The organism is Actinoplanes sp. NPDC051405, assembly GCF_055586185.1.
Genome location: NZ_JBVJIR010000016.1, coordinates 209071 through 234074, shown reverse-complemented (window position 1 = coordinate 234074; position 25004 = coordinate 209071). Strand labels below are relative to the sequence as shown.

24 protein-coding genes are annotated in these 25004 nt (G+C 71.7%); 9 read left to right on the top strand and 15 right to left on the bottom strand.

Annotation, left to right across the window (positions count from 1 at the left end; translation table 11 throughout):
• Positions 1-53: 53 nt before the first annotated feature.
• The 3 genes from ACZ6S4_RS31550 to ACZ6S4_RS31540 form a co-directional block, all read right to left on the bottom strand.
• Positions 54-1073: a threonine aldolase family protein gene (locus ACZ6S4_RS31550; protein WP_465478386.1), complete on the bottom strand. Its 1020-nt coding sequence runs from the start codon at positions 1071-1073 to the stop codon at positions 54-56.
• Positions 1066-2472: a class II 3-deoxy-7-phosphoheptulonate synthase gene (locus tag ACZ6S4_RS31545; protein ID WP_360827986.1), complete on the bottom strand. Its 1407-nt coding sequence runs from the start codon at positions 2470-2472 to the stop codon at positions 1066-1068. The genes ACZ6S4_RS31550 and ACZ6S4_RS31545 overlap by 8 nt, the downstream gene beginning before the upstream one ends.
• A 71-nt stretch (positions 2473-2543) precedes the next feature.
• On the bottom strand, positions 2544-4016 hold the full coding sequence (locus ACZ6S4_RS31540) for a glycosyl hydrolase family 18 protein (RefSeq protein ID WP_465478385.1): 1473 nt from the start codon (positions 4014-4016) through the stop codon (positions 2544-2546).
• A 172-nt stretch (positions 4017-4188) separates the two neighbouring features.
• On the opposite strand from ACZ6S4_RS31540, the gene ACZ6S4_RS31535 reads away from it, so the two are divergent.
• Together ACZ6S4_RS31535 and ACZ6S4_RS31530 are read left to right on the top strand one after the other, a co-directional pair.
• Entirely contained in the window at positions 4189-4659 is a 471-nt protein-coding gene (locus ACZ6S4_RS31535) for a glutathione peroxidase (RefSeq protein ID WP_465478384.1), read from the top strand.
• 7 nt (positions 4660-4666) lie between these two features.
• Entirely contained in the window at positions 4667-5344 is a 678-nt protein-coding gene (locus ACZ6S4_RS31530) for a DUF429 domain-containing protein (protein ID WP_433726548.1), read from the top strand.
• Position 5345: 1 nt separating this feature from the next.
• On the opposite strand, the gene proC is transcribed toward ACZ6S4_RS31530, so the two are convergent.
• The 5 genes from proC to ACZ6S4_RS31505 all read right to left on the bottom strand — a co-directional run bounded on the left by proC (position 5346) and on the right by ACZ6S4_RS31505 (position 9354).
• Entirely contained in the window at positions 5346-6158 is an 813-nt protein-coding gene (gene proC, locus ACZ6S4_RS31525; protein ID WP_465478383.1) for a pyrroline-5-carboxylate reductase, read from the bottom strand.
• Between the two features lie 66 nt (positions 6159-6224).
• Positions 6225-7253 carry a 6-phosphofructokinase gene (locus tag ACZ6S4_RS31520; protein WP_360548156.1) on the bottom strand — a complete coding sequence of 343 codons (1029 nt, stop codon included), beginning with the start codon at positions 7251-7253 and terminating at the stop codon, positions 6225-6227.
• Positions 7254-7395: 142 nt separating this feature from the next.
• Positions 7396-7896 (bottom strand): pyridoxamine 5'-phosphate oxidase family protein, encoded by a 501-nt coding sequence (locus ACZ6S4_RS31515; RefSeq protein WP_465478382.1) that lies wholly within the window; start codon positions 7894-7896, stop codon positions 7396-7398.
• Positions 7897-7968: 72 nt separating this feature from the next.
• A complete protein-coding gene (locus tag ACZ6S4_RS31510; RefSeq protein WP_360830330.1) occupies positions 7969-8457 on the bottom strand; it encodes a polyadenylate-specific 3'-exoribonuclease AS in 489 nt (162 codons plus the stop codon).
• A gap of 15 nt (positions 8458-8472) precedes the next feature.
• Complete coding sequence (locus tag ACZ6S4_RS31505) at positions 8473-9354, bottom strand: phosphotransferase enzyme family protein (RefSeq protein WP_433726539.1); 882 nt, start codon at positions 9352-9354, stop codon at positions 8473-8475.
• 232 nt (positions 9355-9586) lie between these two features.
• Here ACZ6S4_RS31505 and ACZ6S4_RS31500 point away from each other — a divergent pair, with 232 nt between their 5' ends.
• On the top strand, positions 9587-10279 hold the full coding sequence (locus ACZ6S4_RS31500; protein ID WP_023359859.1) for a Crp/Fnr family transcriptional regulator: 693 nt from the start codon (positions 9587-9589) through the stop codon (positions 10277-10279).
• 259 nt (positions 10280-10538) lie between these two features.
• On the opposite strand, the gene ACZ6S4_RS31495 is transcribed toward ACZ6S4_RS31500, so the two are convergent.
• A complete protein-coding gene (locus tag ACZ6S4_RS31495) occupies positions 10539-11255 on the bottom strand; it encodes a lysophospholipid acyltransferase family protein (protein ID WP_465478436.1) in 717 nt (238 codons plus the stop codon).
• Positions 11256-11456: 201 nt separating this feature from the next.
• Between ACZ6S4_RS31495 and ACZ6S4_RS31490 the strand changes: the two genes are divergently transcribed.
• The 4 genes from ACZ6S4_RS31490 to ACZ6S4_RS31475 all read left to right on the top strand — a co-directional run bounded on the left by ACZ6S4_RS31490 (position 11457) and on the right by ACZ6S4_RS31475 (position 15707).
• Entirely contained in the window at positions 11457-12308 is an 852-nt protein-coding gene (locus ACZ6S4_RS31490; RefSeq protein ID WP_465478381.1) for a DUF308 domain-containing protein, read from the top strand.
• Positions 12309-12376: 68 nt separating this feature from the next.
• Positions 12377-13789 (top strand): alpha,alpha-trehalose-phosphate synthase (UDP-forming), encoded by a 1413-nt coding sequence (locus ACZ6S4_RS31485; RefSeq protein WP_465478380.1) that lies wholly within the window; start codon positions 12377-12379, stop codon positions 13787-13789.
• A 113-nt stretch (positions 13790-13902) separates the two neighbouring features.
• On the top strand, positions 13903-14490 hold the full coding sequence (locus ACZ6S4_RS31480) for a TetR/AcrR family transcriptional regulator C-terminal domain-containing protein (protein ID WP_465478379.1): 588 nt from the start codon (positions 13903-13905) through the stop codon (positions 14488-14490).
• Between the two features lie 77 nt (positions 14491-14567).
• Positions 14568-15707: an FAD-dependent oxidoreductase gene (locus ACZ6S4_RS31475; protein ID WP_465478378.1), complete on the top strand. Its 1140-nt coding sequence runs from the start codon at positions 14568-14570 to the stop codon at positions 15705-15707.
• A gap of 5 nt (positions 15708-15712) precedes the next feature.
• Here ACZ6S4_RS31475 and ACZ6S4_RS31470 read toward each other — a convergent pair whose 3' ends face one another.
• The 6 genes from ACZ6S4_RS31470 to ACZ6S4_RS31445 are packed head-to-tail and all read right to left on the bottom strand — an operon-like array spanning position 15713 to position 22276.
• Positions 15713-16492 (bottom strand): alpha/beta hydrolase, encoded by a 780-nt coding sequence (locus ACZ6S4_RS31470; RefSeq protein ID WP_465478377.1) that lies wholly within the window; start codon positions 16490-16492, stop codon positions 15713-15715.
• On the bottom strand, positions 16489-17832 hold the full coding sequence (locus ACZ6S4_RS31465; RefSeq protein WP_465478376.1) for a flavin-containing monooxygenase: 1344 nt from the start codon (positions 17830-17832) through the stop codon (positions 16489-16491). The genes ACZ6S4_RS31470 and ACZ6S4_RS31465 overlap by 4 nt, the downstream gene beginning before the upstream one ends.
• A gap of 25 nt (positions 17833-17857) precedes the next feature.
• The gene (locus ACZ6S4_RS31460; protein ID WP_465478375.1) at positions 17858-18544 is read right to left on the bottom strand and encodes an endonuclease/exonuclease/phosphatase family protein; all 687 of its coding nucleotides are present in this window, start codon (positions 18542-18544) and stop codon (positions 17858-17860) included.
• A gap of 20 nt (positions 18545-18564) precedes the next feature.
• Positions 18565-19515, bottom strand: a complete 951-nt coding sequence (locus ACZ6S4_RS31455) for an ROK family glucokinase (protein ID WP_465478374.1) — start codon at positions 19513-19515, stop codon at positions 18565-18567.
• Positions 19516-19537: 22 nt separating this feature from the next.
• On the bottom strand, positions 19538-21766 hold the full coding sequence (locus ACZ6S4_RS31450) for a hypothetical protein (protein ID WP_465478373.1): 2229 nt from the start codon (positions 21764-21766) through the stop codon (positions 19538-19540).
• A gap of 57 nt (positions 21767-21823) precedes the next feature.
• Positions 21824-22276 carry an SRPBCC family protein gene (locus ACZ6S4_RS31445; protein ID WP_360548179.1) on the bottom strand — a complete coding sequence of 151 codons (453 nt, stop codon included), beginning with the start codon at positions 22274-22276 and terminating at the stop codon, positions 21824-21826.
• Positions 22277-22563: 287 nt separating this feature from the next.
• On the opposite strand from ACZ6S4_RS31445, the gene ACZ6S4_RS31440 reads away from it, so the two are divergent.
• Both ACZ6S4_RS31440 and ACZ6S4_RS31435 read left to right on the top strand, forming a co-directional pair.
• On the top strand, positions 22564-24249 hold the full coding sequence (locus ACZ6S4_RS31440; RefSeq protein ID WP_465478372.1) for a GAF domain-containing sensor histidine kinase: 1686 nt from the start codon (positions 22564-22566) through the stop codon (positions 24247-24249).
• Between the two features lie 7 nt (positions 24250-24256).
• Entirely contained in the window at positions 24257-24925 is a 669-nt protein-coding gene (locus ACZ6S4_RS31435; RefSeq protein WP_023359837.1) for a response regulator transcription factor, read from the top strand.
• Positions 24926-25004 lie beyond the last annotated feature (79 nt).

The window sequence follows — 25004 nt, the reverse complement described above, 5'->3', positions numbered from 1 at the left end:
GGAACTCCTCAGCGGTACGGGACAGCATCGGCTCCTGATGTAACCAGAACGCGTCAGGAAAGCAGCGCTCGCAGCACCGTGATGGCCACGTCGATGTCGTCGTCGGTCAGGTCCAGGTGGGTCACCAGGCGGGCCGTACGCGGCAGCATCGCCGCCATCAGCACTCCCCGCTCGGCCGCCGCCGCGACCAGCGACGGCGCGTCCAGCGCCGACTTGGTCAGGTCCAGCATCACCAGGTTGGTGCGCACCTCCGCCGCCCGCACCACCCCGAGCGGCTCGAGGGCCTCGGCCAGCCGCCGGGCGCGCGCGTGGTCGTCCGCCAGCCGCGTGAGGTGGTGATCCAGCGCGTGCTGCCCGGCCGCCGCCAGGATGCCGACCTGGCGCATGCCGCCGCCCAGCCGCTTGCGGAGCACCCGGGCCTGCGCGATGCGGGCCGCGCTGCCCACGACCAGCGAGCCGATCGGCGCGCCCAGGCCCTTGGACAAGCAGACCGACAGGGTGTCGAAGAGCTCCCCGTACGCCGCCAGCGGCACGCCGTCCGCGACGTGCGCGTGCCAGATCCGGGCGCCGTCGCAGTGCAGGGCCACGCCCGCCGCGTCGGCCACCGTACGCAGCCGGCGCAGGATCTCCAGCGGGACCACCGTGCCGCCGCCGAGGTTGTGGGTCTGCTCGACGGCGATGGCCCGGGTCGCCACCGACGGGTAGCCGTCCGGGCGGATCATCGCCTCGATCTGCTCCGGATCCAGCGCCGCGCCCACCGACGGCCACGTACGGGTGGAGATGCCCCCGAGCGCGGCCGCCGCACCCTGCTCGTACGTCACCACGTGCGCGTCGGCGCCGGCCAGCAGCTCGCCGCCGCGCGGGACGACGAGTTGCAGGGCGATCTGGTTGGCCATCGTCCCGGACGGGGCGAACAGGGCCGCCTCGTGCCCGAACAGCTCGGCCACCCGCCGTTCCAGCGCGATGACCGTCGGGTCGTCGCCGAAGACGTCGTCGCCCACCGCCGCCGTCGCCATGGCCTCGCGCATCGCCGCGGTCGGCCGGGTGACCGTGTCGGACCGCAGGTCAGCCACGCAGCATCTCCGCCACCAGGAAGGCCAGCTCCAGGCTCTGCTGGGTGTTGAGCCGCGGGTCGCAGGCGGTCTCGTAGCGGTCCGGCAGGTCGAGGTCCTCGATACCCTGCGCGCCGCCCAGGCACTCGGTGACGTCCTCGCCGGTCAGCTCGATGTGGATGCCGCCCGGGTGGGTGCCCAGGCCGCGGTGCACCTCGAAGTAGCCGAGGACCTCGTCGACGACCCGGTCGAAGTGCCGGGTCTTGTAGCCGTTGGACGACTCGTGGGTGTTGCCGTGCATCGGGTCGCACTGCCACACCACCTTGGCCCCGGTGGCGCTGACCTTCTCCACGATGGCCGGCAGCGCGTCGCGGACCTTGCCGTTGCCCATCCGGCTGATCAGCGTGAGCCGGCCCGGGATGTTGTCCGGGTTGAGCTTCTCGCACAGCTCGATGGCCGTCTCCGGGCTGGTGCCGGGGCCGAGCTTGACGCCGATCGGGTTGGCGATGCGGCTGATGAAGTCGATGTGCGCGTGGTCCAGCTGCCGGGTGCGCTCGCCGATCCACAGGAAGTGCCCGGACAGGCCGTACGCCTTGCCGTCGGAGACCCGGGTCAGCGCGCGGTCGTACTCCAGCGCCAGCGCCTCGTGCGAGCAGTACAGGCTGACCGTGCGCAGCGCCTCGTCCTCGGTCATGCCGCAGGCGCGGATGAAGTCCAGGGTGCGGTCGATCTCGCGGGCGATCGCCTCGTAGCGCTCGCCGGCCGGCGAGGCGCGGACGAAGTCCTTGTTCCAGTCGTGCAGGCCGGCCAGGTCGGCCAGGCCGCCCGCCAGGTACGCCCGCAGCATGTTCATCGCCGCGGCGGAGTTCGCGTACGCCCGGATCATGCGTTGCGGGTCGGCCACCCGCGCCGCCTCGTTGGCGTCCAGCGAGTTGATCAGATCACCGCGGTACGCCGGCAGCCCCAGCGAGTCCGTCGCCGACGACCGGGGCTTGGTGTACTGCCCCGCGACCCGGGCCACCTTGACCACCGGCATCGACGCGCCGTACGTCAGCACGACCGCCATCTGCAGCAGCGTGCGGGCGTTGGCCAGCAGGTGGCTCTCGGTGTTGTCCGCGAAGGTCTCGGCGCAGTCGCCGCCCTGGAGCAGGAAGGCGCGGCCCTCGCAGACCTCGGCGAGGCGGTGCCGGAGCTGGTCGACCTCGTAGGGCGCGACGATCGACGGGACGGTGTCGAGGACCCGGCAGACCGAGGCGACCTCGTCCATGTCCGCCCACGGCGGCATCTGCAGGCGCGGGAGCTCCCGCCACTTGTCCAGGCCGAGGGCGGAGTCCTCGGCGGAGTCGGTGGACGGGCGGGACGTCTGCAGGGCGGTGGTCCCGACCCCGGGATGACTGAGCTGGTGCCACTCTCGGCGCATGTCAGAAGCCTAATCGGCGCAGGGAAGTGGGGCGCCGGGAGGATCCCCGACGCCCCACTTGGTAAGACGAGCTAGTTGAGACCGTTCTTGATGGCGGTGATGAGCTCACCGTTGGCGGTGTCGCCGGAGAACTCCCAGAAGAACGCACCGCCCAGACCCTGCTGCTTCGCGTAGGTCATCTTGCCGGCGATGGTGCTCGGGGTGTCGTAGCTCCACCAGTTGCTGCCGCACTTGGCGTACGCGGTGCCGCCGACCGTGCCGGAGACCGGGCAGCTGTTCTTGAGGACCTTGTAGTCCTCGATGCCGGCCTCGTAGGTGCCCGGTGCCGCACCGGTGGCCGTACCGCCCGGGGCGGTCTGGCTCACGCCGGTCCAGCCGCGGCCGTAGAAGCCGATGCCGAGCAGCATCTTGCTGGACGGCACACCCTTGCTCTTCAGCTTCTGGATCGCCGCGTCGGACCAGAAGCCCTGCTGCGGGATGCCGGAGTACGAGGTCAGCGGCGAGTGCGGGGCGGTCGGGCCCTGCGGGGCGAAAGCGCCGAAGTAGTCGTAGGTCATCGGGAAGACGTAGTTGAGCTTCGAGATGCCCGACGCGTAGTCGGCCGCGTCCAGCTTGCCGCCGTTCGAGCCGTCGGCCGAGATCGCCGAGGTGACCAGGAAGTTCTGCCCGAACTTGGTGCGCAGGGCGGAGACGACCTTGTTGTACGAGTCCGGGCCGCTGGCGTCACAGGTGAGGCCACAGGCGTTGGGGTACTCCCAGTCGACGTCGATGCCGTCGAAGACGTCCGACCAGCGGGAGTCCTTGACCAGGTTGTAGCAGGAGTTGGCGAACGCGGTCGGGTTCGCGGCGGCCTGGGTGAAGCCACCGGACCAGGTCCAGCCGCCGAACGACCAGATCACCTTGATGTTCGGGTACAGCTTCTTGAGCTTGCGCAGCTGGTTGAACGAGCCGCGCAGCGCGCCGGTGTCCCACGTGTCGGCGACGCCGTCCACACTGTCGGCCGCGGTGTAGGCCTTGTCGTAGTCGGCGTACGCGTCACCGATCGAGCACTGGCCGCCGGTGGTGTTGCCGAAGGCGTACAGGATGTGGGTCAGCTTGGCCGCCGAGCCGCTCGTCACCAGGTTCTTGACGTGGTAGTTGCGGCCGTAGACGCCCCACTCGGCGAAGTAGCCCACGACGGCCTTGCCGGCCGGACCGTTGGTCGGCGGGGTTGTCGGCGGCGTGGTGGGTGGAGTCGTCGGAGGTGTCGTGGGGGGCGTGGTCGGCGGGGTGGTGGGCGGCGTGGTCGGCCCACCGTCACAGGCGCCCTTGTCGGCCCAGACGCCCCACTCGCCGCTGGCGGTGGGGACCTCGTTGGTGGTCCACCACTTCGCGGTGTAGTTCTTCGACTGGTACGAGACGGAGTTGTCCTTGACGTAGACCGCCGAGGCGCTCCAGGCGGGGGCACAGGCGGCGGCGGCCGAGGCCTGGACCACGGGGACCGCAGCGGTCGCGACCGCCACGATGGCCCCGGCCCATAGGGCGCGGCGGAGGGATTTCTTCACTGCGTCTCCTCAAGAACAGTTAGGAAACTTTCCAAAGGGAAGTTGAAGAGACGGTAGTCACATCTATGAACATGAGTCAAGAAGGTCATCGCTGATTAAGCGCGACCTTAACTTTTCTCCCGGACGCGGCCACGGCGTGCACTCGCTCGCGCACAGCGCGTAGTCTGCCGTCATGACCATCTTTGCCGTCGACATCCACACACTCTCGGGCGGACCGGCCGATATGGATCGCTACCGCGATCATGTCGTCCTGGTGGTCAATGTGGCCTCCCGCTGCGGCCTCACCCCGCAGTACGCCGGACTCCAGGCGCTCGCCGACACCTATGCGGACCGCGGGCTGGTCGTCCTGGGTGTCCCGTGCAACCAGTTCGGCGGCCAGGAGCCCGGCACCGCCGCCGAGATCGAAGATTTCTGCCAGGTGAACTACGGCGTGACGTTCCCGCTCACCGAGAAGGTGGACGTGAACGGGCCCGGCCGCCACGCGCTCTACCGCGAACTGGTCGGCGCCGGCCCGGACATCCAGTGGAACTTCGAGAAGTTCGTGGTCGGCCCGGACGGTGCGGTGGCCGCCCGGTTCGGTCCACAGACCGACCCCCAGGACGGCGAGCTCATCGCCGCCATCGAGAAACTGCTTCCTCGCTGAGCTGCGGATGAGCATCCACGTGATCGGCGTCGACGCGTACGCCCTGGGCTGGGTGGGGGTCGAGCTGCGCGACGGCGCGTTCGGCCGGGCGATGCTGGCGTCCACCCTGTACGAGATCGTCGCGGGCAGCTCCGGCGCGGCCGTGATCGGCGTCGACATCCCGCTGGGCATGCTCCCCGACCGCTGGCGCGCCGCGGACACCCTCGCCGCCGACCAGCTCGGCCCGCGGCGCAGCAGCGTCTTCCGGGTGCCACCGCGCGCGGTCTGGCAGGAGGGCGACTTCGCCGCCGCCAACCGGCTCTGCCGCGAGCTCACCGGCGCCGGCCTCAGCCGCCAGTCCTGGGCATTGCGGCCGAAATTGCTCGAAGCCAACGCGATCTGGGAACGGCACCCGGGGCTGCTCTTCGAGGCGCACCCCGAGGTGTCGTTCCGGCAGATGGCGGGCGAGCCCCTGGCGTACGCGAAGAAGACCTGGACCGGTCAGGCCCGCCGCCGGCAGTTGCTGGCCAAGCACGGCATCGTGCTGCCCGACCAGCTCGGCCCGGCCGGGCAGGCCCCGCCCGACGACATCCTGGACGCCGCCGCGGTGGCCTGGAGCGCCCACCGGATGGCGACCGGGGCGGCGCAGAGCCACCCCAGCCCACCGGAGGAGAACAACGGCGCCCGCATCGCCATCTGGTACTGACTCAGGCAGATTGAGCGGCGATCTCCCGAGCGCGGTCCCGCGCGGCCTCCAGGGCGGCCAGAAACGCCGCACGGACACCGTGCTTCTCCAGCTCGCGGATCGCCGAGATGGTCGTGCCGGCCGGGGAGGTGACCGCCTCGCGCAGCTTCACCGGGTGCTCGCCGGAGTCGCGCAGCATCACCGCCGAGCCGATCGCGGTCTGCACGATCAGCTCGTGCGCGACCTGACGCGGCAGCCCGAGCAGGATCCCGGCGTCGATCATGGCCTCGACCAGCAGGTAGAAGTACGCCGGGCCGGAGCCGGACAGCGCGGTCACGGCGTCCTGCTGGGCCTCGGGCACCCGCATCGTCTTGCCCAGCGGCTGGAAGATCTCCTCGGTCAGCGCCAGGTGCTCGTCCGTCGCGTACGGGCCCGCGGAGATCACCGTCATCGCCTGGTCGACCAGCGCCGGGGTGTTGGTCATGACCCGCACCACCGGGATGCCGCCGGGCAGCCGCTCGGTGAAGAAGCTCGTCGGCAGGCCCGCGCACAGCGACACCACCAGCTTGCCCGGCGGGATCTTCATGCCGAACTCGTCCAGCAGCTTGCCCGCGTCCTGCGGCTTGACCGCCACCAGCAGCACGTCGGCCTGGGTGACGGCGGTGAGGTTCAGGGTCGGCCGGATGCCGTACCGCTCGGCCAGCTCGGCGGCCCGCTCCGGGCGCCGGGTGGTGGCGATGATCTGGTTGGCCGGCCAGCCGGCCCGCAGCAGACCGGAGAGCACCAGCTCGCCGAGCTTGCCGGCACCGATCACCGCGATCATGTGATTGCCCATCGGACCCCTTCGGGACAGAAAAAGGGGGCGACCGGCGGTCGCCCCCTTCTGTGAAAGAACGCCGGCTCAGCTGCCGAAGAAGACCTCGGCCTCGTCGTACCGCGAGATCGGGACGGTCTTGAGCTCACCGGTGCCGTCGGCGAGCGGGACGCGGACGATGTCGGTGCCACGCAACGCCATCATCTTACCGAAATCACCCTCGTGGACGGCGTCGATCGCCTGCAGACCGAAGCGGGTCGCGAGCACCCGGTCGAACGCGGTGGGCGTGCCGCCGCGCTGGATGTGACCGAGGACGACCGTACGGGCCTCCTTGCCGGTCTTCTCCTCCAGCTGCTGGGCCAGCCACTGCCCGATGCCGCCGAGGCGGACGTGACCGAACGCGTCCTTCTCCTGGCTCTGCAGGCTCATCTGGCCCTCGAGCGGCTGCGCGCCCTCGGCGACCACGACGATCGGGGCGTACTCGACCTGGAAGCGCTTGGTCACGTACGTTGCCACCTGCTCCACGTCGAAGTTGCGCTCCGGCAGCAGGATGACGTTGGCCCCGCCGGCCAGGCCGGCGTGCAGCGCGATCCAGCCGGCGTGCCGGCCCATGACCTCGACCACCAGGGTGCGGTGGTGCGACTCGGCGGTGGTGTGCAGCCGGTCGATGGCCTCCATCGCGATGTTGACCGCGGTGTCGAAGCCGAAGGTGTAGTCCGTGGCGTTGAGGTCGTTGTCGATCGTCTTCGGCACGCCGACGACGTTCACGCCCAGGTCGTTGAGCTTGGTCGCGACGCCGAGGGTGTCCTCGCCGCCGATCGCGACGAGCGCGTCGACGCCCTGCTCGGCCAGGTTGGCCTTGATCCGCTCCACGCCGCCGTCGATCTTGAACGGGTTGGTGCGGGAAGAGCCCAGGATGGTGCCGCCGCGCGGCAGGATACCCCGGACCTCGGCGATGCCGAGGGGCTTCGTCAGGCCCTCCAGGGGGCCCTTCCACCCGTCGCGGAATCCGACGAACTCGTGTCCGTAAGTGGCGACGCCCTTACGGACGACCGCCCGGATCACCGCGTTCAGACCGGGGCAGTCTCCGCCGCCGGTGAGCACGCCGATACGCATGATTGCTCGTCCTCCCTGAGATCAGGTCGCGAGATGCCCGCCTCCGGAGGAGAAAGCTGTCGTCCGGCTGCACTGCCGGGGTCATGGGGCGGGCCGCAAGCGCACTGTAGTCGCCGCTCGCAGCCCGGACCAAGGCGCCCCGCTACAACTGCACGGTTTCGTTCTCCCCCGCGTCAGGGGTCTTCCCGGTGACCGCGGCCTTGGCGTAGCCCAGCAGCGTGACGACGCGCGAGCTGTGCGCCGACTCCCAGTACTCCGCCGTGTCGGCGTGCACCTTGACCAGCGTCAGGTTCGGCGTCTCCAGGCCGTCCGGGAACCACGCCTTGAGCATCGGGTTCCACAGCTCCTCGGCCTTGGCCCGGTCGGTGAGCTGCTCGGCGGTGCCGGCGATGGACACCCAGGCGTGCTGCTTGTCGTCACTGAACGAGACGTTGACCTGCGGGTGGGTGCGTACCTGCTGGACCAGGTCGGAGTCGGAGTAGGTGAAGAACCAGAGGTCGCCGTCGAACTCGACGTCCTGCACGGCCATCGGCCGGCTGACGTGCCGCCCGTCGGCGGTCATGGTGGTGAGCATGCCGATCCGGGCGTCCTTGACCAGCCCCTTGAGCGTTTCCCGCTTCTCCTGCTCGGTCTTCTCGGCCATCACAAATCCCCTCACCGTTGTCGGATACGAAGGGAAACGTGCCCAGCGCGGGGGGCCCGAAACGAACGGGAGCTAGCCCCCCATCGCCCGCCAGCGGGCCAGGTTGTGCTTGGCGTCGACCAGGGCGTCGTGCCGGCCCGCGGCGGTCGGCAGGGGCGGTCGGCCGAGGTCGTCCCACTTCTGGCGCAGGTCCTTGGTGAAGCGGGGGATCTCGCGGGGCAGCGCCGGCATCGCCCCCCAGAGCTGGGCCAGGGCCACGTGGTCGTACGCCGCGTACCAGGCCCACAGCTCGATCTGCTCGTCGCGGCCCTGGACCGGTTCGCGCATGAACGCGTACAGGTCGTCGCGGATGCGCTCGCGGGACCGCCACGCCGGGTCGGCCGGGGACGGCAGCTTGTCGAGCACGTTGCGGCGCACCCAGGGCACCGCCCGGGAGTCGTCGAACTCCGTCGAGACCGCGTAGAACTCGCGGCCGAACTCGTCCACCATGCCGATCGAGACCAGGTCGACAGTGCGCCCGTCCTCGATGAATTCGCAGTCGTAGAAATACCTGTAGGCCATCGCGGACATCCTTGCCTACGCCGCGCCGGTGGTCTCCGCCAGGGCCTGCCGCGCCCGGCCCAGCGCCTCCCGGGCGTTGCCGTCGTCACCGCGTACGAGTCGCTGCGCCGACCAGTCGGCCTGCACCGCCCAGCGGAACCGCAGCAGGACCGGCAGCGCCGCGTGCAGTTCACCCTCGTCGACCGGGCCGGCCGCGAGGTAACCGTCGAGCAGCTCGGCCGAGGTGTCGGTGCCGCCCGCGTAGACCACGGCCGCCGCCACGTCGTAGAGCAGCGGGCCCGTGCCGCTGGCGCCGCAGTCGAGCAGGCCCGCGCGGCCGGTCGCCGGGTCGATCAGGAAGATCTCCGGAGCCGGGTCGCCGTGCAGCACCCCGTACGTGAGCCGGTCGGTGACCGTCAGCCGGGTCATGGCGGTGACCGCCTCGGTGACCGCCGGGCGCAGCCACGGCTCGATGGCCAGGTGCGCCGCCTCCGGGTCGAGCAGGTTCCAGCGGCGCAGCCCCGGGTGGTGGAAGCCCTGCAGCCGGCTGTGCACCGCACCCAGGCGGTCGCCCCAGAACTGCTGGTCGACCGGGTCGCGGCCGTCGAGCGTACGGCCCGGGGCCCGGCGCAGCACGGCCAGCGCCCCGGCCGGGGTCTCCGCGGTGAGGCCGCCGGCCAGGGTCCGCACCGGTTCCCCCGCCTCGATGCCGGTGCCCCGCAGGTGTTCGGCGGCGGCCAGGCCGGCCTCGACCGGCTGGCGCGCGGCGGGGTCGGCCAGGCGGGCCACGAAGCGTTCGCCGCCCGCGGTCACGTCCCAGCCGTGCGAGAGCAGACCCCCGGGCAGCGCCGTGATCTCGGCGGGTACGAGGTGCCACTGGTCGCGCAAAGTCGATCGAAGAAGGTCGTCATCCGGCACGGCGGCGATTATCCCGGTACAGACCGTAATGACGACGGACACCGTGGGCGATAGTCACGCCGGGCGATTAGAGGGTGTACAGATAGCTACGCAAGCGGGATGATCGTACGCGTCTGCTGGATGTATCAAATGGCGTCGACGTGGCTCTTCATGCTAAGAGTGATCGTTCGCGTCGTGGGGCCGGCGCCGGACAACTGTGTCCACGGGGGTCCCGATCGGGGAGGGACTGACCGTGGATCATCGACTGGCAGAGCAAGGAGACGCGCTCACAGGCGTGGAGATGTTCGCCGGGCTGGAGCCGGACGTCCGCCAGCGGGTGATCGCAGCCGCGGTGCCACGCACGTACCGCAAAGGTCAGATCCTCTTCGTCGAGCACGACCCCGGCGACTCCCTGATCATCCTGCGCCGCGGCGCCATCGCCGTCTTCCGCACCGCCCCGACGGGCGAACGCGCGGTCCTGACCGTGGTCCGCCCGCCCGACGTGCTCGGCGAGGTCTCCCTGCTGGACGCGCTGACCCGCTCAGCGTCGGCCGAAGCGATCGAGGACAGCCAGGCCCTGGCCCTGTCCCGCGTGGCGTTCATCGACCTGGTCCACTCGAACCCGCGCATCCTGGACGCGGTGATGCGCTCGGTGGGCGCGCTGATCCGCCGCCTCACGGAGCAGAACGCCGACCACGTCTTCCTCGACCTGCCCGGCCGGGTGGCCAAGACCCTGGTCCGGCTGGCCGGCGAGAGCCAGGCCCCGATGATCACGATCGAGCTCAACCAGAGCCAGCTGGCGGAGATGGCGGGCGGCTCCCGGCAGAGCGTCAACCAGGCGATCGGCTCCTTCGCCAGCCGCGGCTGGCTCCGCACCGAAGGCCGCCGCATCGTCGTCACGGACGTCTCGGCCCTTCGCCGCCGGGCCGGCATGGCGGACCGGTAGCTTCCTCTTTTCCCTTACGCGTCCCGGCGTCGCGCAACCGCAGGTCCGGGGCTGGAGTTTCGCAGCTTCCGGGCTGGGCGGCCGGTCCAGGCGTCGACCAGGCCGAGGGTGGCTTGGCGTCGCGGCCGGCGAAGCGGGCCGGGGTCCGTGTCCGGCCGGTCCCAGCGGGACGGCGCCGCAGACCCGATCGAGCCGATTACCGCGCCACTCCAGCCCCGGTGTTGCGGTCGGGTGACGCCGGCACGCGTACCGCAAAGGGTCAGGTTTTTTCCACGGTCGCGGAAGTCGAGCGGCTCGGGGCGACGATTGCTGTTTTCAGGGATGCGGCGTAGACGTCCACGTAGGGGCGGCCGGTCAGGGTCATCAGTTCGTACATGATCTCGTCGGTCACCGCCCGCTCGACGAAGCGGTCGCCCAGGGAGTTCGCGTAGCGGGAGAAGTCCAGCGGCGCGCCGAAGCGGATGCGGACCCGCTTGATCTTGGGGATGAGCTTGCCGGTCGGCTGGATCTCGTCGGTGTTGAGCAGGGCGACCGGCACGACCGGGGCGCCGCTCTCCAGGGCCAGCCGGGCCACTCCGGTCTTGCCGCGGTAGAGCCGGCCGTCCGGCGAGCGCGTCCCCTCGGGGTAGATGCCCGCGATGTTCCCGCCGCGCAGCACCCGCAGCTGGGTGTCCAGAGCCGCCCGGGCCGCCTTGCCGCCCGAACGGTCCACCGGGATCGTCCCCGTGCTGACGAAGAACTGTCGCATGAGCCAGCCTTTGATCCCCTTACCGGTGAAGTACTCCGCTTTGGCGACGAACGTCACCCTCCGATTCACCAGCAGGGGTGTGAAGATCGAGTCGGAGAAGGAGAGGTGGTTGCAGGCCAGAATCACCGGTCCGCTCCGCGGTACGTGGTGCAACCCCTCCACATCGGGGCGGAAGAGGCATTTCAGGACGGGTCCCAGCACGACGTACTTGAGCAGCCAGTAGAACACCGGTGTCCTTTCCCGCGCGCCACGGTCTGTGGCCACCGAAAGCGTACGAAGCGGGAGCGGCACGCCACAACGCACTCCCGGAACCGGCATGTCACGTGTCACCATTCAAGGCACGGTCGGCCGGGCGCAGCTGAACGGGTACCGAATCCGCCGGACGGGGCGGGCACAGCGCGCGACGGCGCGAAGCGAGGAGTGAGCAGGGTGTCAGCGGGTGGCGCCCGCCGCGGGCGGCGGGACAACGGGCTCGACGCGGCCGACTACGCGGCCGCGGGCGACGTGGATCCCCGCGTCGGTGAACACCTCCTGGACGTGCTGGCCGCCGGTGGTATCGCGGCATACCTGCAGCCGTCCGCGGACCTGAATCCGATCCTGCGCGCCACGACGTTCCCGGCCCGGCCCACCGACCGGCTCTATGTCGACCGCACCCATCTGGCCACGGCCCGCGAGCATCTGCACAAGCTGACCGGCGGGGTGGGACCGACCCCGGTCACGCCGAAGTCCGAGACCCGCACCGACCAGAGCACCGTGGACGCCGAGTGGGCCAAGATCGTTGCCGGTTTCCACACCCCGATCGATCCGACAGCCCCGCCGTGGCCGGCGTCGGAGGGAGTGGATCCGACCCGCGCGCCGGAGCTGCCGCCGTCCGATCCGCCGGAGCAGCCGCGCCGGCCGGGTGGCACCCTGCCGTCGGCCGCCGACTTCTCGGGCGTCTCGCTCAACCGCCGCCGTACGGATGAGCCGTCCCTGCTCGACGGGCTGGACACGTTCGGCACCGGCGCCGGTACGGATGACGACGACACCGACGAGGACGACGAGCGCTACACCCCGCCGCCTCCGCCGCCGCTGCCGCACATCTCGAAGTACGCGGTCGCCGGTGTGCTCGGCGTGGTGCTCGGTTTCCTGCTGTTCCTGTTCCCGTGGCTGCTGCCGATCGAGCGCAACTTCGTCACCCTGATCGGCTTCACCGCGATCGTCGGCGGCGCGGTGACGCTGGTCTGGCGGCTGCGCTCGGGCGACGACGACGACGACTTCGACGACGGCGCAGTCGTCTGAAGACGGTCCGAAAGGACATAGATCACTGCCGTTGTTCCTCTCGGTAGCCATCGCGTAACCTTTCGTGGATGCGCCAGAGCTCGCTCGTGGTCGTCGCCAACCGCCTCCCACTGGATGACAGTGCCGCCCCGGACGGTGCATGTGAATGGCGGCGCAGCCCCGGCGGCCTGGCCAGCGCCCTGCACGCGATCCTGCAGCAGACACCGGCGACCTGGGTCGGCTGGAACGGCGGCATCGACAGCGCTCCCACCCTGCCCGACATCGGCACCCTGCGGATCCGGCCGGTGGCACTGTCCGAGGAGGAGCTTCGCGGCTACTACGAGGGCTTCGCCAACTCGACCCTCTGGCCGCTCTACCACGACGCCGTCGAGCAGCCCGTTTTCGACCGGCGCTGGTGGGAGACGTACCGCGACGTGAACCGGCGCTTCGCCGAGGCGGCCGCCGAGGTCGCCGAGCCCGGGGCCGCGATCTGGATCCAGGACTACCACCTGCAGCTGGTCCCGCAGCTGCTGCGCGAGCTGCGCCCGGACGTGCTCATCGGCTTCTTCCTGCACGTGCCGTTCCCGCCGCCCGAGCTGTTCATGCAGCTCCCCCGCCGGGTCGAGCTGCTGCGCGGGATGCTCGGCGCGGACCTGGTCGGCTTCCAGCGCCCGCAGGCCGCGCACAACGTCGCCCAGCTGGCCACCAAGCTGCTCGGCGCGCGGTCCACCGACGACCAGATCACCCTGGACGGGCGGGTGGTGCGTACCGGCGCGTTCCCGGTCTCGATCGACGTCAGCGAGATGCAGGCGCTGGCCGCCCGCCCCGACATCGTCGAGCACGCCGAGCAGCTGCGCACCGACCTGGGCCGGCCGCGGCGGGTGCTGCTCAGCGTCGACCGGCTGGACTACACCAAGGGCATCGAGCACCGGCTGACGGCGTACAGCGAGTTGCTGCGGGACGGCCGGGTCAAGGTGCACGACACCGTCCTGGTGCAGGTGGCTGTGCCGAGCCGGGAACGCGTGGACAGCTACCGGGTGCTGCGGGACCGGATCGAGGGCGAGGTCGGCCGGATCAACGGCGAGTACGGCCGCGTCGGCGAACCCGCCATCCACTACCTGAACCAGCCGTTCGACCGCGCCGACCTGGCCGCGCTCTACCTGACCGCCGACGTCATGGTGGTGACCCCGTTGCGCGACGGCATGAACCTGGTCGCCAAGGAGTACGTGGCCGCCCGCGCCGCCGGCACCGGAGCGCTGGTGCTCAGCGAGTTCGCCGGGGCGGCGGCCGAGTTCGAGGACGCGTTCCTGGTCAACCCGCACGACGTGGACGGCCTCAAGGCGACGCTGCTGGACGCACTCGACGCCGACCCGGCGGACCTGCGACGCCGGATGCGGGCGATGCGCGACCATCTGACCCGCTACGACATCCTCGCCTGGGCGCGCGCCTACCTCACCGCGCTGGACCACTCCGGGCGCCTGGCGGCGGGCCTGCGCAAATAGCGTCGTTGCGGATGACGAACATGTTCGCTACGATCATGTTCATGAGCCCGCGCCGCGTCCCCGTCAGTCGCCGTGATCGTCCGGTTAAGGCTCCCCTGAGCCGGGAGGTCCTGGTGGCGACCGGGCTGCGGGTGATGCGGGCGGAGGGCCTGGAACGGCTCACCATGCGCCGACTGGCGAGCGAGCTGGAGACCGGCCCGGCCTCGCTGTACGTCTACGTCCGCAACACCGCCGAGCTGCACGGCGCCCTGCTGGACGAGCTGCTGGCCGACCTCGACTTCTCCGGCGAGCTGATCGACCTGCTGTACGAGTACACCGTCCTGCTCTTCGGGTATCCCAGCCTGGCCCGTTCGGTGCTGACGCTGCGCCCGAGCGGACCGCACTACCTCCGCCTGATCGACACGATCCTCGGGCTCCTGCTCGCCGAAGGCGTGCCCGTCCGCCAGGCCGCCTGGGGCGTCGACCTGCTGCTCCAGCACGCCACCGCGGTCGCCGCCGAGCAGGGCAGCCGGGACGAGGCCACCGAGGCCGCCGGCGAGGAGGAGGAACTCGCGGCCGTCGTCCGTGAGGCGGACGCCGACAGCTATCCGCACATCCACCGCACCCGCGACGAGTTGCTCTCCGGCACCGGCGAGCAGCGCACCCGCTGGGCTTTCGCCGCCCTGATCAATGGGCTGAGCAGCATCCCGCCAAGGGACTGAGCAGCACCCCGATCGACTGAACAAGCCTTGCCCGTTCCGAACATGTTCGTCACGAACACGTACTCCCTGGAGGCATCATGCACACGCCCACCGTCACCATCGTCGGAGCCGGGCTGGGCGGGCTGGTCCTGGCCCGCGTCCTGCACGTCCACGGCATCCCGGCCACCATCTACGAGTTCGACGACTCCCCCGCCGCCCGCACCCAGGGCGGCATGCTCGACATCCACGACTACAACGGCCAGGTCGCCCTGCACGCGGCCGGGCTGATCGACGAGTTCCGCGCCATCATCCACCCCGGCGGCGAGGCCACCCGGGTCCTGGACCGGCACAACACCGTGCTGCACGAGGACGCCGACGAGGGTGACGGCACCCGCCCGGAGGTCGACCGCGGGCACCTGCGGCGGATGCTGCTGGAGTCGCTGCCGGCCGGCACCATCCGCTGGGGCCGCAAGCTCACCGGCGCCCGGGCCCTCGGCGCGGGCCGGCACGAGCTCGGCTTCGCCGACGGCACCACGGTGGTCAGCGACGTCCTGGTCGGGGCGGACGGCGCCTGGTCACGGATCCGGCCGCTGCTGTCCGAGGCCCGGCCGGCGTACGCGGGGGTGTCGTTCGTCGAGATCGACCTGCTCGACGCCGATGCCCGGCACCCCGGGCCGGCCGCGGTGGTCGGCGCCGGCATGCTGTTCGCGCTCGGCGCGGGCAAGGGCTTCCTGGCCCACCGGGAGACCGACGGCAGCCTGCACGTCTACGCCGCGCTCAGCACACCGCAGGAGTGGATCGCCGGCGTCGACTTCACCGACCCCGGCCGGGCCAAGGCGGTCCTGCTGGAGCACTTCGCCGACTGGTCACCCGAACTGCGGGCGCTGATCACCGAGGCCGACGGCGCCCTGCACCCCCGGGCCATCCACGCCCTGCCGATCGAGCACCGCTGGGAGCGGGTGCCCGGCGTGACGCTGCTGGGCGACGCCGCGCACCTCATGTCGCCGTTCGCCGGCGAGGGCGCCAACCTGGCCATGCTCGACGGCGCCGAACTGGGCACGGCCATCGCCGCGCACCCCGGCGACGTCGAGGCCGCGCTTTCCGCGTACGAGAAAAATCTTTTCCCGCGCAGCACGGAAGCCGCCCGGGAGGCCGCCGACAACCTGGCGCTCTGCTTCGACGACAACGCGCCGCAGAGCCTCGTCGACCGGTTCGCCGCCTACGCCGACGCCCGGTGACGCGGTCAGCCGGCGAGTTCCTTGGCGAGCCAGTCCAGGATCGCGTCGATCGGCTCCGGCCAGTTGGTGTCCAGCATCAGGTCGTGGGCCATGCCGGGGAACAGCAGCGGGGCCGCGCCGAAGCGGGCCGCCGTACGGTCGAGCGCCTTGCGCGGCACCACCCGGTCGTCCGGGCTGCCCACCACGAGCGTCGGCGGGTCACCGACCGGTGCCGCCGGCGAGGGCGCGAACAGCACCTGCCGATAGACCGCGGCCGGGGTGCGCTCGAGTTTCGCCCGGTAGGCGTCGGCCTCGGCCAGCCCGGCGCTGAACAGCTGCTTGCGGCTCAGCCGGGGCGCCGCCCCGAACATGGCGGGCAGCGTGCCGAACGGATTGGCCCGCAACGCGGCGCCCAGCGCCGACCAGCCCTCCGGCACCGGCGAGGCCAGCACCGCGGCCCGGGCTGGATACCGCGCGAGGGCATGCGCCACCACCAGCGCGCCCGCGCCGTGACCGACCAGCACAGCCTGCCGCGGCAGCCCGGCCGCGACCTGCACGACGTCGTGCACGTACGCCCGCAGCGACCCGTTCGCCCGAGGGCTCACCGAATGGGCGGCGAAGCCGCGCGACGCCGTGTGCCCCAGCCAGTGCTCGGCGAACGCCCACGCGCCGTGGCCCAGCCCCGGCACGAACAGCACCGGCGGATTGTTGTCCTCGGGGGTCTCGGGAACGGCGCTGAGCACCTCCCGCCGCACCGGCGGCACCGGCGACGTCCAGTCCGCGAACCGCAACACCTGCGGACTCATGCCGGCTCCAGCTGCTTCAACAGATCTTCGAGAGTGCGCAGATAACTCGTGTGGCTGACCTCGAACCAGTGCCGCGACGACGGCACCACCCGCAGCCGGGTCCATGACCGCAGCGGCCGCGCCGACTCCCGCTGCTGCACCGCGGCCGCCCGGACCGGGTCGGTGGCCCGCAACCGCAGCCAGCGGGCCACGGCCACGCTCTGCCAGTGCGCGAGCGGGAACAGCCCGGCGTCCGGCTGCACCAGCCCGATCACCGCGAGCGTCGGATGCTTGCGGGCGAACGCGTGCAGATGCAGATCGGGCTTGCCGTCGTCGTCGATGTCGAGCAGCTCGGGGGCCAGGAACTCGAACCGGGGCAGATAACCGGTCGCGGTGATGACCAGGTCGGGCTCGACGCGGCGGCCGTCGGCCAGCTCCACAGTCGACCCCTCGAGGCGGGTCACGTCCGGCACCGGGGTGATCCGGCCGTGGCCCAGGTAGTAGACGAGCTGGCTGTTGACCACCGGGTGGCTCTCGTACGGGCGGTGGTCAGGCTCGGGCAGGCCGTACCGGGTGATGTCGCCGACGGTGAGCCGCAGCGTGCGGTGGTAGATCCACTGGCGCAGCCACAACGGCAGGCGCAGTTGCAGCATCTTGTCGTTGACCTGGTCGGCGGGGCGGCCGAAGACGTACTTGGGGGCGTACCAGTAGCCGCGGCGGGTCGAGTGCCAGACCGCGCTCGCCTGCTGGGCGGCCTCGACGGCGATGTCACAGCCGGTGTTGCCGCCGCCGACCACCAGCACCTTGCGGCCGCGCAACTGCGCCGGGTCCTTGTACGCCGACGCGTGGATCACCTGCCCCCGGTACTTCGACGTGTCCACCGGCAGCGGCTTCGGCGACCAGTTGTGCCCGTTGGCGACGACGACCGCCGCGTACCGCTGGATCCGCTCGACGCCGCCGCCGGTGCTGCGCGTGGTGACGTCCCAGCGGCCGTCGCCGACCGGTGTCACCGCCACGACCTCGGTGCCGAACCAGATGCTGTCGCCGAGACCGAAGTGCTGCGCGTACCGCTCCAGGTAGCTGAGCAGCTTGCTGTGGTGCGGGTAGTCCGGCCAGTCGTCGGGCATCGGGAAGTCGGGGAACTCGGTGAGCGGGCGGGAAGAAATGAGGTGGGCAGAGGCGTACACCGGGCTGCGGTCATGCCGCCAGTTCCAGGCGCCGCCGACGGACGTCTCACGTTCGTAGCAGTCGACGGCGAAGCCCTGCTCACGCAGGTTCTTGATCGCCGCGAGGCCACTGCCGCCGGCGCCGATGACACAGACGGCGTCGTGCCGATCGGCGATCTCAGGGGTGTCGGGCACCCGGAGATCCTCGCAGAAGCGAGAGCTACTCGGAAGGCAGGGACAGCTCCGCGAGAACGGGCAGGTGGTCGCTGGCCCGGCGGGCCTGATCGGTCTCCACGACCTCGTACCGCTCGACCGTGATGTCGGGCGAGACGAAGAGCCCGTCGAGGCGCAACCGGGGCAGGGTGGCCGGGAAGGTGAGGGCCGCGGAGGCGGCACCGGCGGCGTCGGTGAGACCGTCGGCGACCGTACGCCAGGCGCCCCCGCCCGGCCCCTCGTTGAGGTCACCGGCGGCGATCAGCGGACCGTCGACCGCCGCCAGTGCCTCCTTCCAGCGGGCCGCCTGATCCGGGCGTTCCCGGGCATCGGTGGCCAGGTGCGAACCGGAGACGGTGAACCGGGCGCCGCGCACCGAGCACCGGGCGAACGCGGCGCCGCGCAGGTGCCGGCCCGGGGTGAGCGGATAACGCAGGCACCACTGCTCGTGCACCCGTACCCGGAGGCTGACGAGCAGCAGGTTGCCCAGCGAGGGCAGCCCGCCGGCGGCCACGACCATGCCGAAGTCGCTGGCCAGGGAGGCGCACTTCTGCCGCCAGCGGAACCGGCGCGGCGCCTCCTGCACGACGACGACATCGGGGGCGAGGTCGCGGACGAGCCCGGTGAGGGCCGCCCGATCGTCGCGCAGGCCGTGCACGTTGTAGCTCAACACCCGCAGCGGGACCCCGGACACGGCGTGCTCCTCGTCGTTGGTCAGATACGTCGGGCGAGATCGGCGGCGCCGAGCACACCTGCCGTGTTGCCGGTCTCAGCTGCCCTGATCTCGGCGACCGGAAACCTCCCGCGTTGGGCGAGCTGGTCCCGATACGTCCGTTCGGTGGGTCCCATCAACAGCTCGCCGGCGTCGATCACGCCGCCGCCGACCACCAGCACCTGCGGGTCGAACGCCTGGGCCAGATCGGCCATCGCGACCCCGAGCCAGTAGCCGATCTGCGCGAACGCGTCGCGGGCCACGCCGTCCCCGCCGTGCGCGGCCTCGGTGATCATCCGCCCGCCGATCGCGGCCGGATCACCACCGGCCAGCTCCAGCAGCAACGTCGCCCGCCCCGGCTCCTGCCGCGCGCCCGCCTGGGCGAACCGCACCAGCGCGTTGCCACTGGCGTACTGCTCCAGGCAGCCGAGCCGGCCACAGCCGCACGGATGCCCGTCGTTCACGGACTGGATGTGCCCGAGCTCGCCGGCGATGCCGTTGGCGCCCCGCCACAACCCGCCGTTGATGACGATGCCGCCACCGATCCCGGTCCCGACAGTGATCATGACCATGGAGTCGTCGGCGTGCCGGGCGGCGCCGTACCGGAACTCGGCCCAGGCGGCGACATTCGCGTCGTTCTCCAGCACGGTGGGCAGCCCGACGGCCTTGGCGACGTAATCCCGTACCGGCTCGTCCCGCCAGGCCAGATTGGGCGCGAACAGGACGGTGGCCCCGGCGGCGTCGATCCAGGCGGCAGCACCGATGCCGACCGCCTTGGCCTCCGGATGGGCGGCAGCCAGCTCGGCCGCGACGGCCACGATGGTGTCCCGGGTACCGGCAGGATCCTCGGCCGGCGTCTCCCGCCGCGTCTGCGCGAGCACGACGCCGCGGTCGTCCACCACCCCGCCGGCCACCTTCGTGCCGCCGACGTCGATTCCGATGGTCAGCGTCACGCTGCCCGTCCCCTCTGTTGTGTCACACCGCGTCGCCGGGACGGGCGTCGTCGCCCGAACCGGCACCACGGCCCTCGGCCGCCTCAGCAGCCGGCGCAGTGCCCGGAACATCATGATCCACGCTGGGCGTATGCGCCACGCCGGTATCACCGGCCGTGTCGCCATTTGCGGCGGTAACCGCCGCCCAGACATCGGTGGCCCCCGTCACGCGTCGAGGGGAGCCGGGACCATTGTCAGGCAGAGGAGGGCGTCCGGAGGGGGTGGGGGATCGGGTTTCTTGAGGCCTTTTTCCGGTACGCGCACTGGCTTGATCAACCGCAGCAGCGGGGTCCTGGATCGGAGCGGGCTGGGTGCTTTCGGGGCGGTCGGTGGTGGGTTGCGCGGCCGCAGTGGGAGCGGTCCCCGCGGATGGCCGGCCCGGTGCGGCCTTGCCGGCCCGCCTGGGCGAACGAGTCGCAGCAGCCCACGGGTCACCCTGCGCCGGCTCCGCCTTCTTCTGAGGCTGCTGGTCTGCGCTTTCAGCGTCGGGCGCGGGGTGCGAGACGGACCCGCCAGGCGTCACGACCCACGCACCGGCCTCGGCCGAGTCCGCCGCGACTCCGGCGGCGTTCGCCTCCTCCGCGGTCGTAGACGTCGGCGCGGCGCCGACGGCGTCCGCCTGCGCGGCGGTCGTAGACGTCGGTGCGGCGCCGACGGCGTCCGTCTGCGCGGCGGTCGTAGACGTCGGTGCGGCGCCGACGGCGTCCGTCTGCGCGGCGGTCGTAGACGTCGGCGCGGCGCCGACGGCGTCCGTCTGCGCGGCGGCTTGGCTTGCGGCCTGCGCCGACCCACCAGCCGGACCGGCGTCTCGCCGGGCACCCGCGTGACCGTCCGGCTTCGCGTGGGCGCCCGGCCGGGCGGGACCATCCGGCTTCGAGTCGGGGTTCTTCTGTGCTGGGCGGGGCGTCGGGGCGGGTGCGGTGCGCGGTCGGGTGGGTGGTTGGGAGGTGCGGGTGGCAGCCGCCCAGGGGTCGCCCGGCCTGGACGACGGTGCGGCTGCCGGCTCGGTGGGAGTGGCTTCGGGGCCGGTTGCGTCGGTCTGGGTGGCTGCTTGGTCGGCCGCGGTCCCGGTCGTCGGGTCTTCCGGTGCGGTGGCTCGCGCTGCCGGGGCCTCCGCAGCTTGAGGGCGGGGAGCGCGGGTCGCCGCCGTCCATGGGTCGTCGGTCTCGCGGACCTCGTAGTCGGGCGGGGTGGTTTCGGCCGGCTTGGCCCGGCGGGTCGCCGTGGACCAGGCCTGGTCCGGCGTGGTCGTCGGGCGGGGCGGTGGCTTGCGGTGGGTCGACGTTCCGGTCGTGCCCGTCACCGTCGAGAAGGCCCGGAGCAGGCTCGCCACTCCGCTCGCGAAGTCGCCCGCGCCGGTCGCCAGGCGTTCGGCCTGCTCGGGGGTCGGGTTGCGCACTCCGGCGATGGCCCGGCAGATCGGGCACATGCAGCATTCCGCACTGCCCGTGGACCAGCCGCCGAAGCGGGTGGCACCCGCCCACAACTGCCGGCCGGCGGCCTGTCGTGCCTGCGCGCCCAGTGAGTCGAGCGTGTGCTGGTAAGCCTCGCGCCAGTCGAAACCCGGCTGATCGCGATCTGCCGGAGCACCGCCCCGCGGCTCGCCGCTGCCCCCCGCACCCGGCATTCCGCCGCCGCGCTCGGCCGCACCCCCCGCACCCGGCATTCCGTGGCCGCGCTCGGCCGCATCCCGCGCACCCGGCATTCCGTGGCCGCGCTCGGCCGCATCCCGCGCACCCGGCATTCCGTGGCCGCGCTCGGCCGCATCCCGCGCACCCGGCATTTCGTCGGCGCGCTCGGCCGCGCCCCGCGCACCGGTCTGCGGTGAGCCGGTGGCGTGTCGATCACCGCCGCCGACACCGGCTTCCCGCCGGTCGGCGGCCGCGTTCGAGCCGGCTTCGCGCGAGGCGGTGGCCACGCCCGGGCCCGCTTCGCCTGAGTCGGTAGCCACGCCCGGGCCCGCTTCGCGCGGGTCGGTGGGGTGGTCGCGGTCGGTGGTCTCGCTCGGCCTGGCCGGTTGGTTGTCCGGGGTGCCGCCGAGGAACTGGTCCATCAGGCCGGAGAGCCGGTCCGTCAAGCCGGTGAGGCCGGTCCGGGCAGCCGGGTCGCGGTCCTCGGACGGGCCGCCCAGGCCCGCTTGGGACGCCATGGCGAGAACCGTCGCGACCAGCTTCTCGGCCTCCTGGCGGGCCGTACCTGTGGGCTCTGCCATTGTCCTGCTCCCCCTGCTCGCGACCGCGTGTGCGGCGCGGCCGGACGTGCTGCCCGGCTACGCCTTGGCGAGGCTCTCGACGCGGCGTTTGAGTTCCTTCAGCGCCGTGTCCATGATCATCTTCTCGGCCTTGCGGCGGAACATGCCGAGCATGCCGATGGAGAGCTCCACCTCCAGCATGTACGTCACTGTCGTGGTTCCGTCGCCGTTGTCGGCCAGGTCATACGAGCCGTTGAGGGTGCGCTGCATCTTCGAGGGTGCGACCAGGTGCCACTCGATGCGCGACAGATCCTCCGCGTACGCGTAGTCGAGCGTGTAGTCGTCGTTGAGCGGTCCCGCGTCGATGACGAACCGGACCTGGGCGGCGTACCCGTCCTCGTACTCCTCGAGCACCTCGACCTGTTTCATCGCGTCCGCCCACTCGGGGTAGCGCGGAAAGTCGCAGATCACCGCGGCCACCTGAGCGAGGGGCGCATGGACCTGGATCGACTGCGTCGAGGTGTCCGCCATGGCTGGCAGGCTACCCGGTACGAGCCCACATCCGGACGACCGGGCACCGCCCGTCGCCGACCGGTTCCGCACCGCCACCTGTCGCGGGACCGCCCGGCCCGGCCACCGCGGTCCGCCCCATGCAATCAGGCCGTTCTCGGCGGGAGCGACGGCCTGAGCCACGCACGGACCTACGACATGGAGCTCTTGATCTGGCCCTTGACCTTGCCACTCCCGGCCTTGCGGCCACCGATCTCCGCCGGGTCGCGGATGCGAGCTTGTCGGAGGGTGCGGCTACGATCCGTCACGTGCCAGCCTCAGCCAGCGTCCCCGCGCGCGTCCATCCGCTCGCGGTGGCGGCCCGCCTCATCGTGCTCGCCCTGGTCGCGGCGCTCACCCTCATCGCCACCCGGGATCCCGGCCAGCTCCGCTGGATCGCGTTGCTGCTGGTCGCCGCCCTGCCGGCGCTGTTCGCGCCGGATCATCGGATCGCCGCGCCGATCGGGCGCTTCGCCGAGGCCGCGGTCGTCGGCCTGGCCGCCGGATCCGTGGCCGTGGCCGCGAACGGGACCATCGCCGCCGGCTTCGGCGCCGAGGCGATCCTGCCCTACCTGGTCGTCCCGCTGCTCACCGCCGGGTTGCAGCGCCGGGCCACCGAGGGCGCCGCGCTGCTCGGGGTCGCGGCCGTCGCGATGGTCGCCGGCGGGCTCGTCGTCGGCAACGGCGACACGGTCATCCTGCAGCCGGGCTACCTCGCCGCGTGCGGGCAATGGCTGGTCCTGGGCGCGATCATCACCTTCGCGGCCGACACCATGCGCCAGCTCATGACCCCGGTCGAGAACAAACCGCAACCGTACGCGGAAGCGACCCGCCTGCTGACCCAGCTGCGCAGCGTCGCCCGCTCACTGCCGGGCGCCACGCTCGATCCCGGCGGCATCTCCGAGCACCTGCTGGAGGAGCTCCGCCAGGTCGCGCCCGGTCACCGCGCCGCCGTGCTGTCCGCCAGCGGTGGCGGGCGGCTGGTCGTGCTCGCGCAGACCGGCGCCGAACGGGTCGACTGGGAGGTCACCCTCGACGCCGACTCGGCGATCGCCGACGCCTGGGCCTCGCAGCAGCCGCAGACCGCCTCCCGCTCGCAGGCCCGCTCCCACCAGGGCGGGGACGCCTCGTCGCTGGTCGTGCCGCTGGTCGCCGGGGTGCGCACGATCGGTCTGGTGATCCTCGAGGCCGACGTGCCCAGCGCGTACCCGTCGGCGGTCGTCGCCCGGGTCACCGAGGTGACCGGCCCGGCCGCGTTGCGGCTGGAGGCCGCGCTGCTCTTCGACGACGTGCGGTCGCTGGCGACCAATGAGGAGCGACAGCGGCTGGCCCGGGAGATCCACGACGGGGTGGCGCAGGAGCTGGTCATGGTCGGGTACGGCATCGACAACGCCCAGGCCACCCTGCCCGAGGGGGCCGACGAGACCGCCGAGGAGCTGCGCACGCTGCGCGGCGAGGTCACCCGCGTGATCACCGAGCTGCGGCTGAGCCTGTTCGAGCTGCGTTCCGAGGTGGATCGCAACGGCGGCCTGGCCGCGGCCATCGCCGAGTACGCCCGCACCCTGGGCACGTCGGCCGGGCTGCGGGTGCACTTCACCTTCGACGAGTCCACCGCCCGGCTGCCCGCCGCCACGGAGGCCGAGCTGCTGCGCATCGCCCAGGAGGCGATCACCAACGCCCGCAAGCACGCGGGAGCCTCCAACCTGTGGGTCACGTGCACGGTCGACCCGCCGTACGCGCAGATCGAGGTCACCGACGACGGCAAGGGATTTGCCGATGATCGTCCGGACGGCCGCTACGGCCTTGCGATCATGGCCGAGAGGGCGGAACGTATCCGGGGCCGACTGGAGATCCGGCCGCGACACCCCAGCGGGACAACCGTTGCGGTAGTGCTCGGAACTTCCGCTCGGCGCGATAGCGTGCGGGATAGCGTTTCCGCACCAGAAGGGGAGTAACCCGAGCATGTCGACCAGTCCGATGCCGACGACCCGCACCAAGGTGCTGCTCGTCGACGATCACGACCTGATCCGTAAGGGGCTGCGGCACGCGTTCGAGCGGGACCGGCAGTTCGAGGTCGTCGGCGAGGCGGCCACGGCCGCCGAAGCAGTCCGGCAGGCCGGTGCTTTGCAGCCCGACGTGGTCATCATGGACCTGCGGCTGCCCGACGGCAGCGGCCTCGAGGCCACCCGCGCGCTGCGCAAGAACAACGCCAACATGGGCATCGTGGTGCTCACCATGTACGCGGGCGACGACCAGCTCTTCGGCGCCCTCGAGGCCGGGGCCAGCGCGTTCGTGCCCAAGACGGCCCCCGCCGACGAGGTCGTGGCCGCCGCACGGCACGCCGCCTCGGCACCGAGCGCGTTCACCGCGGCCGACCTCGCCGAAGCCATGAAGCGGCGCCTGGCACCATCGGGCCCGCAGCTCTCGCCCCGCGAAGGCCAGGTCCTGCGCCTGCTGGCGGACGGCATGAGCGTGGCCGGCATCGCCAAGCAGCTGTTCGTCAGCGAGTCCACGGCCAAGACCCACATCTCCAAGCTGTACGAGAAGCTGGGCGCGGCCAACCGGGCCCAGGCGCTGATGACGGCGCTGCGGCTGGGTCTGCTCGAGGCTCCGGACGCTCCCAAGTTCTGATCTGCTCACGGCATCCGCCCGTCGCCCTCGCTGAGGGTGGCGGGCGGATCCGTCTTTCCGGGCACGGATGCGGCATCCT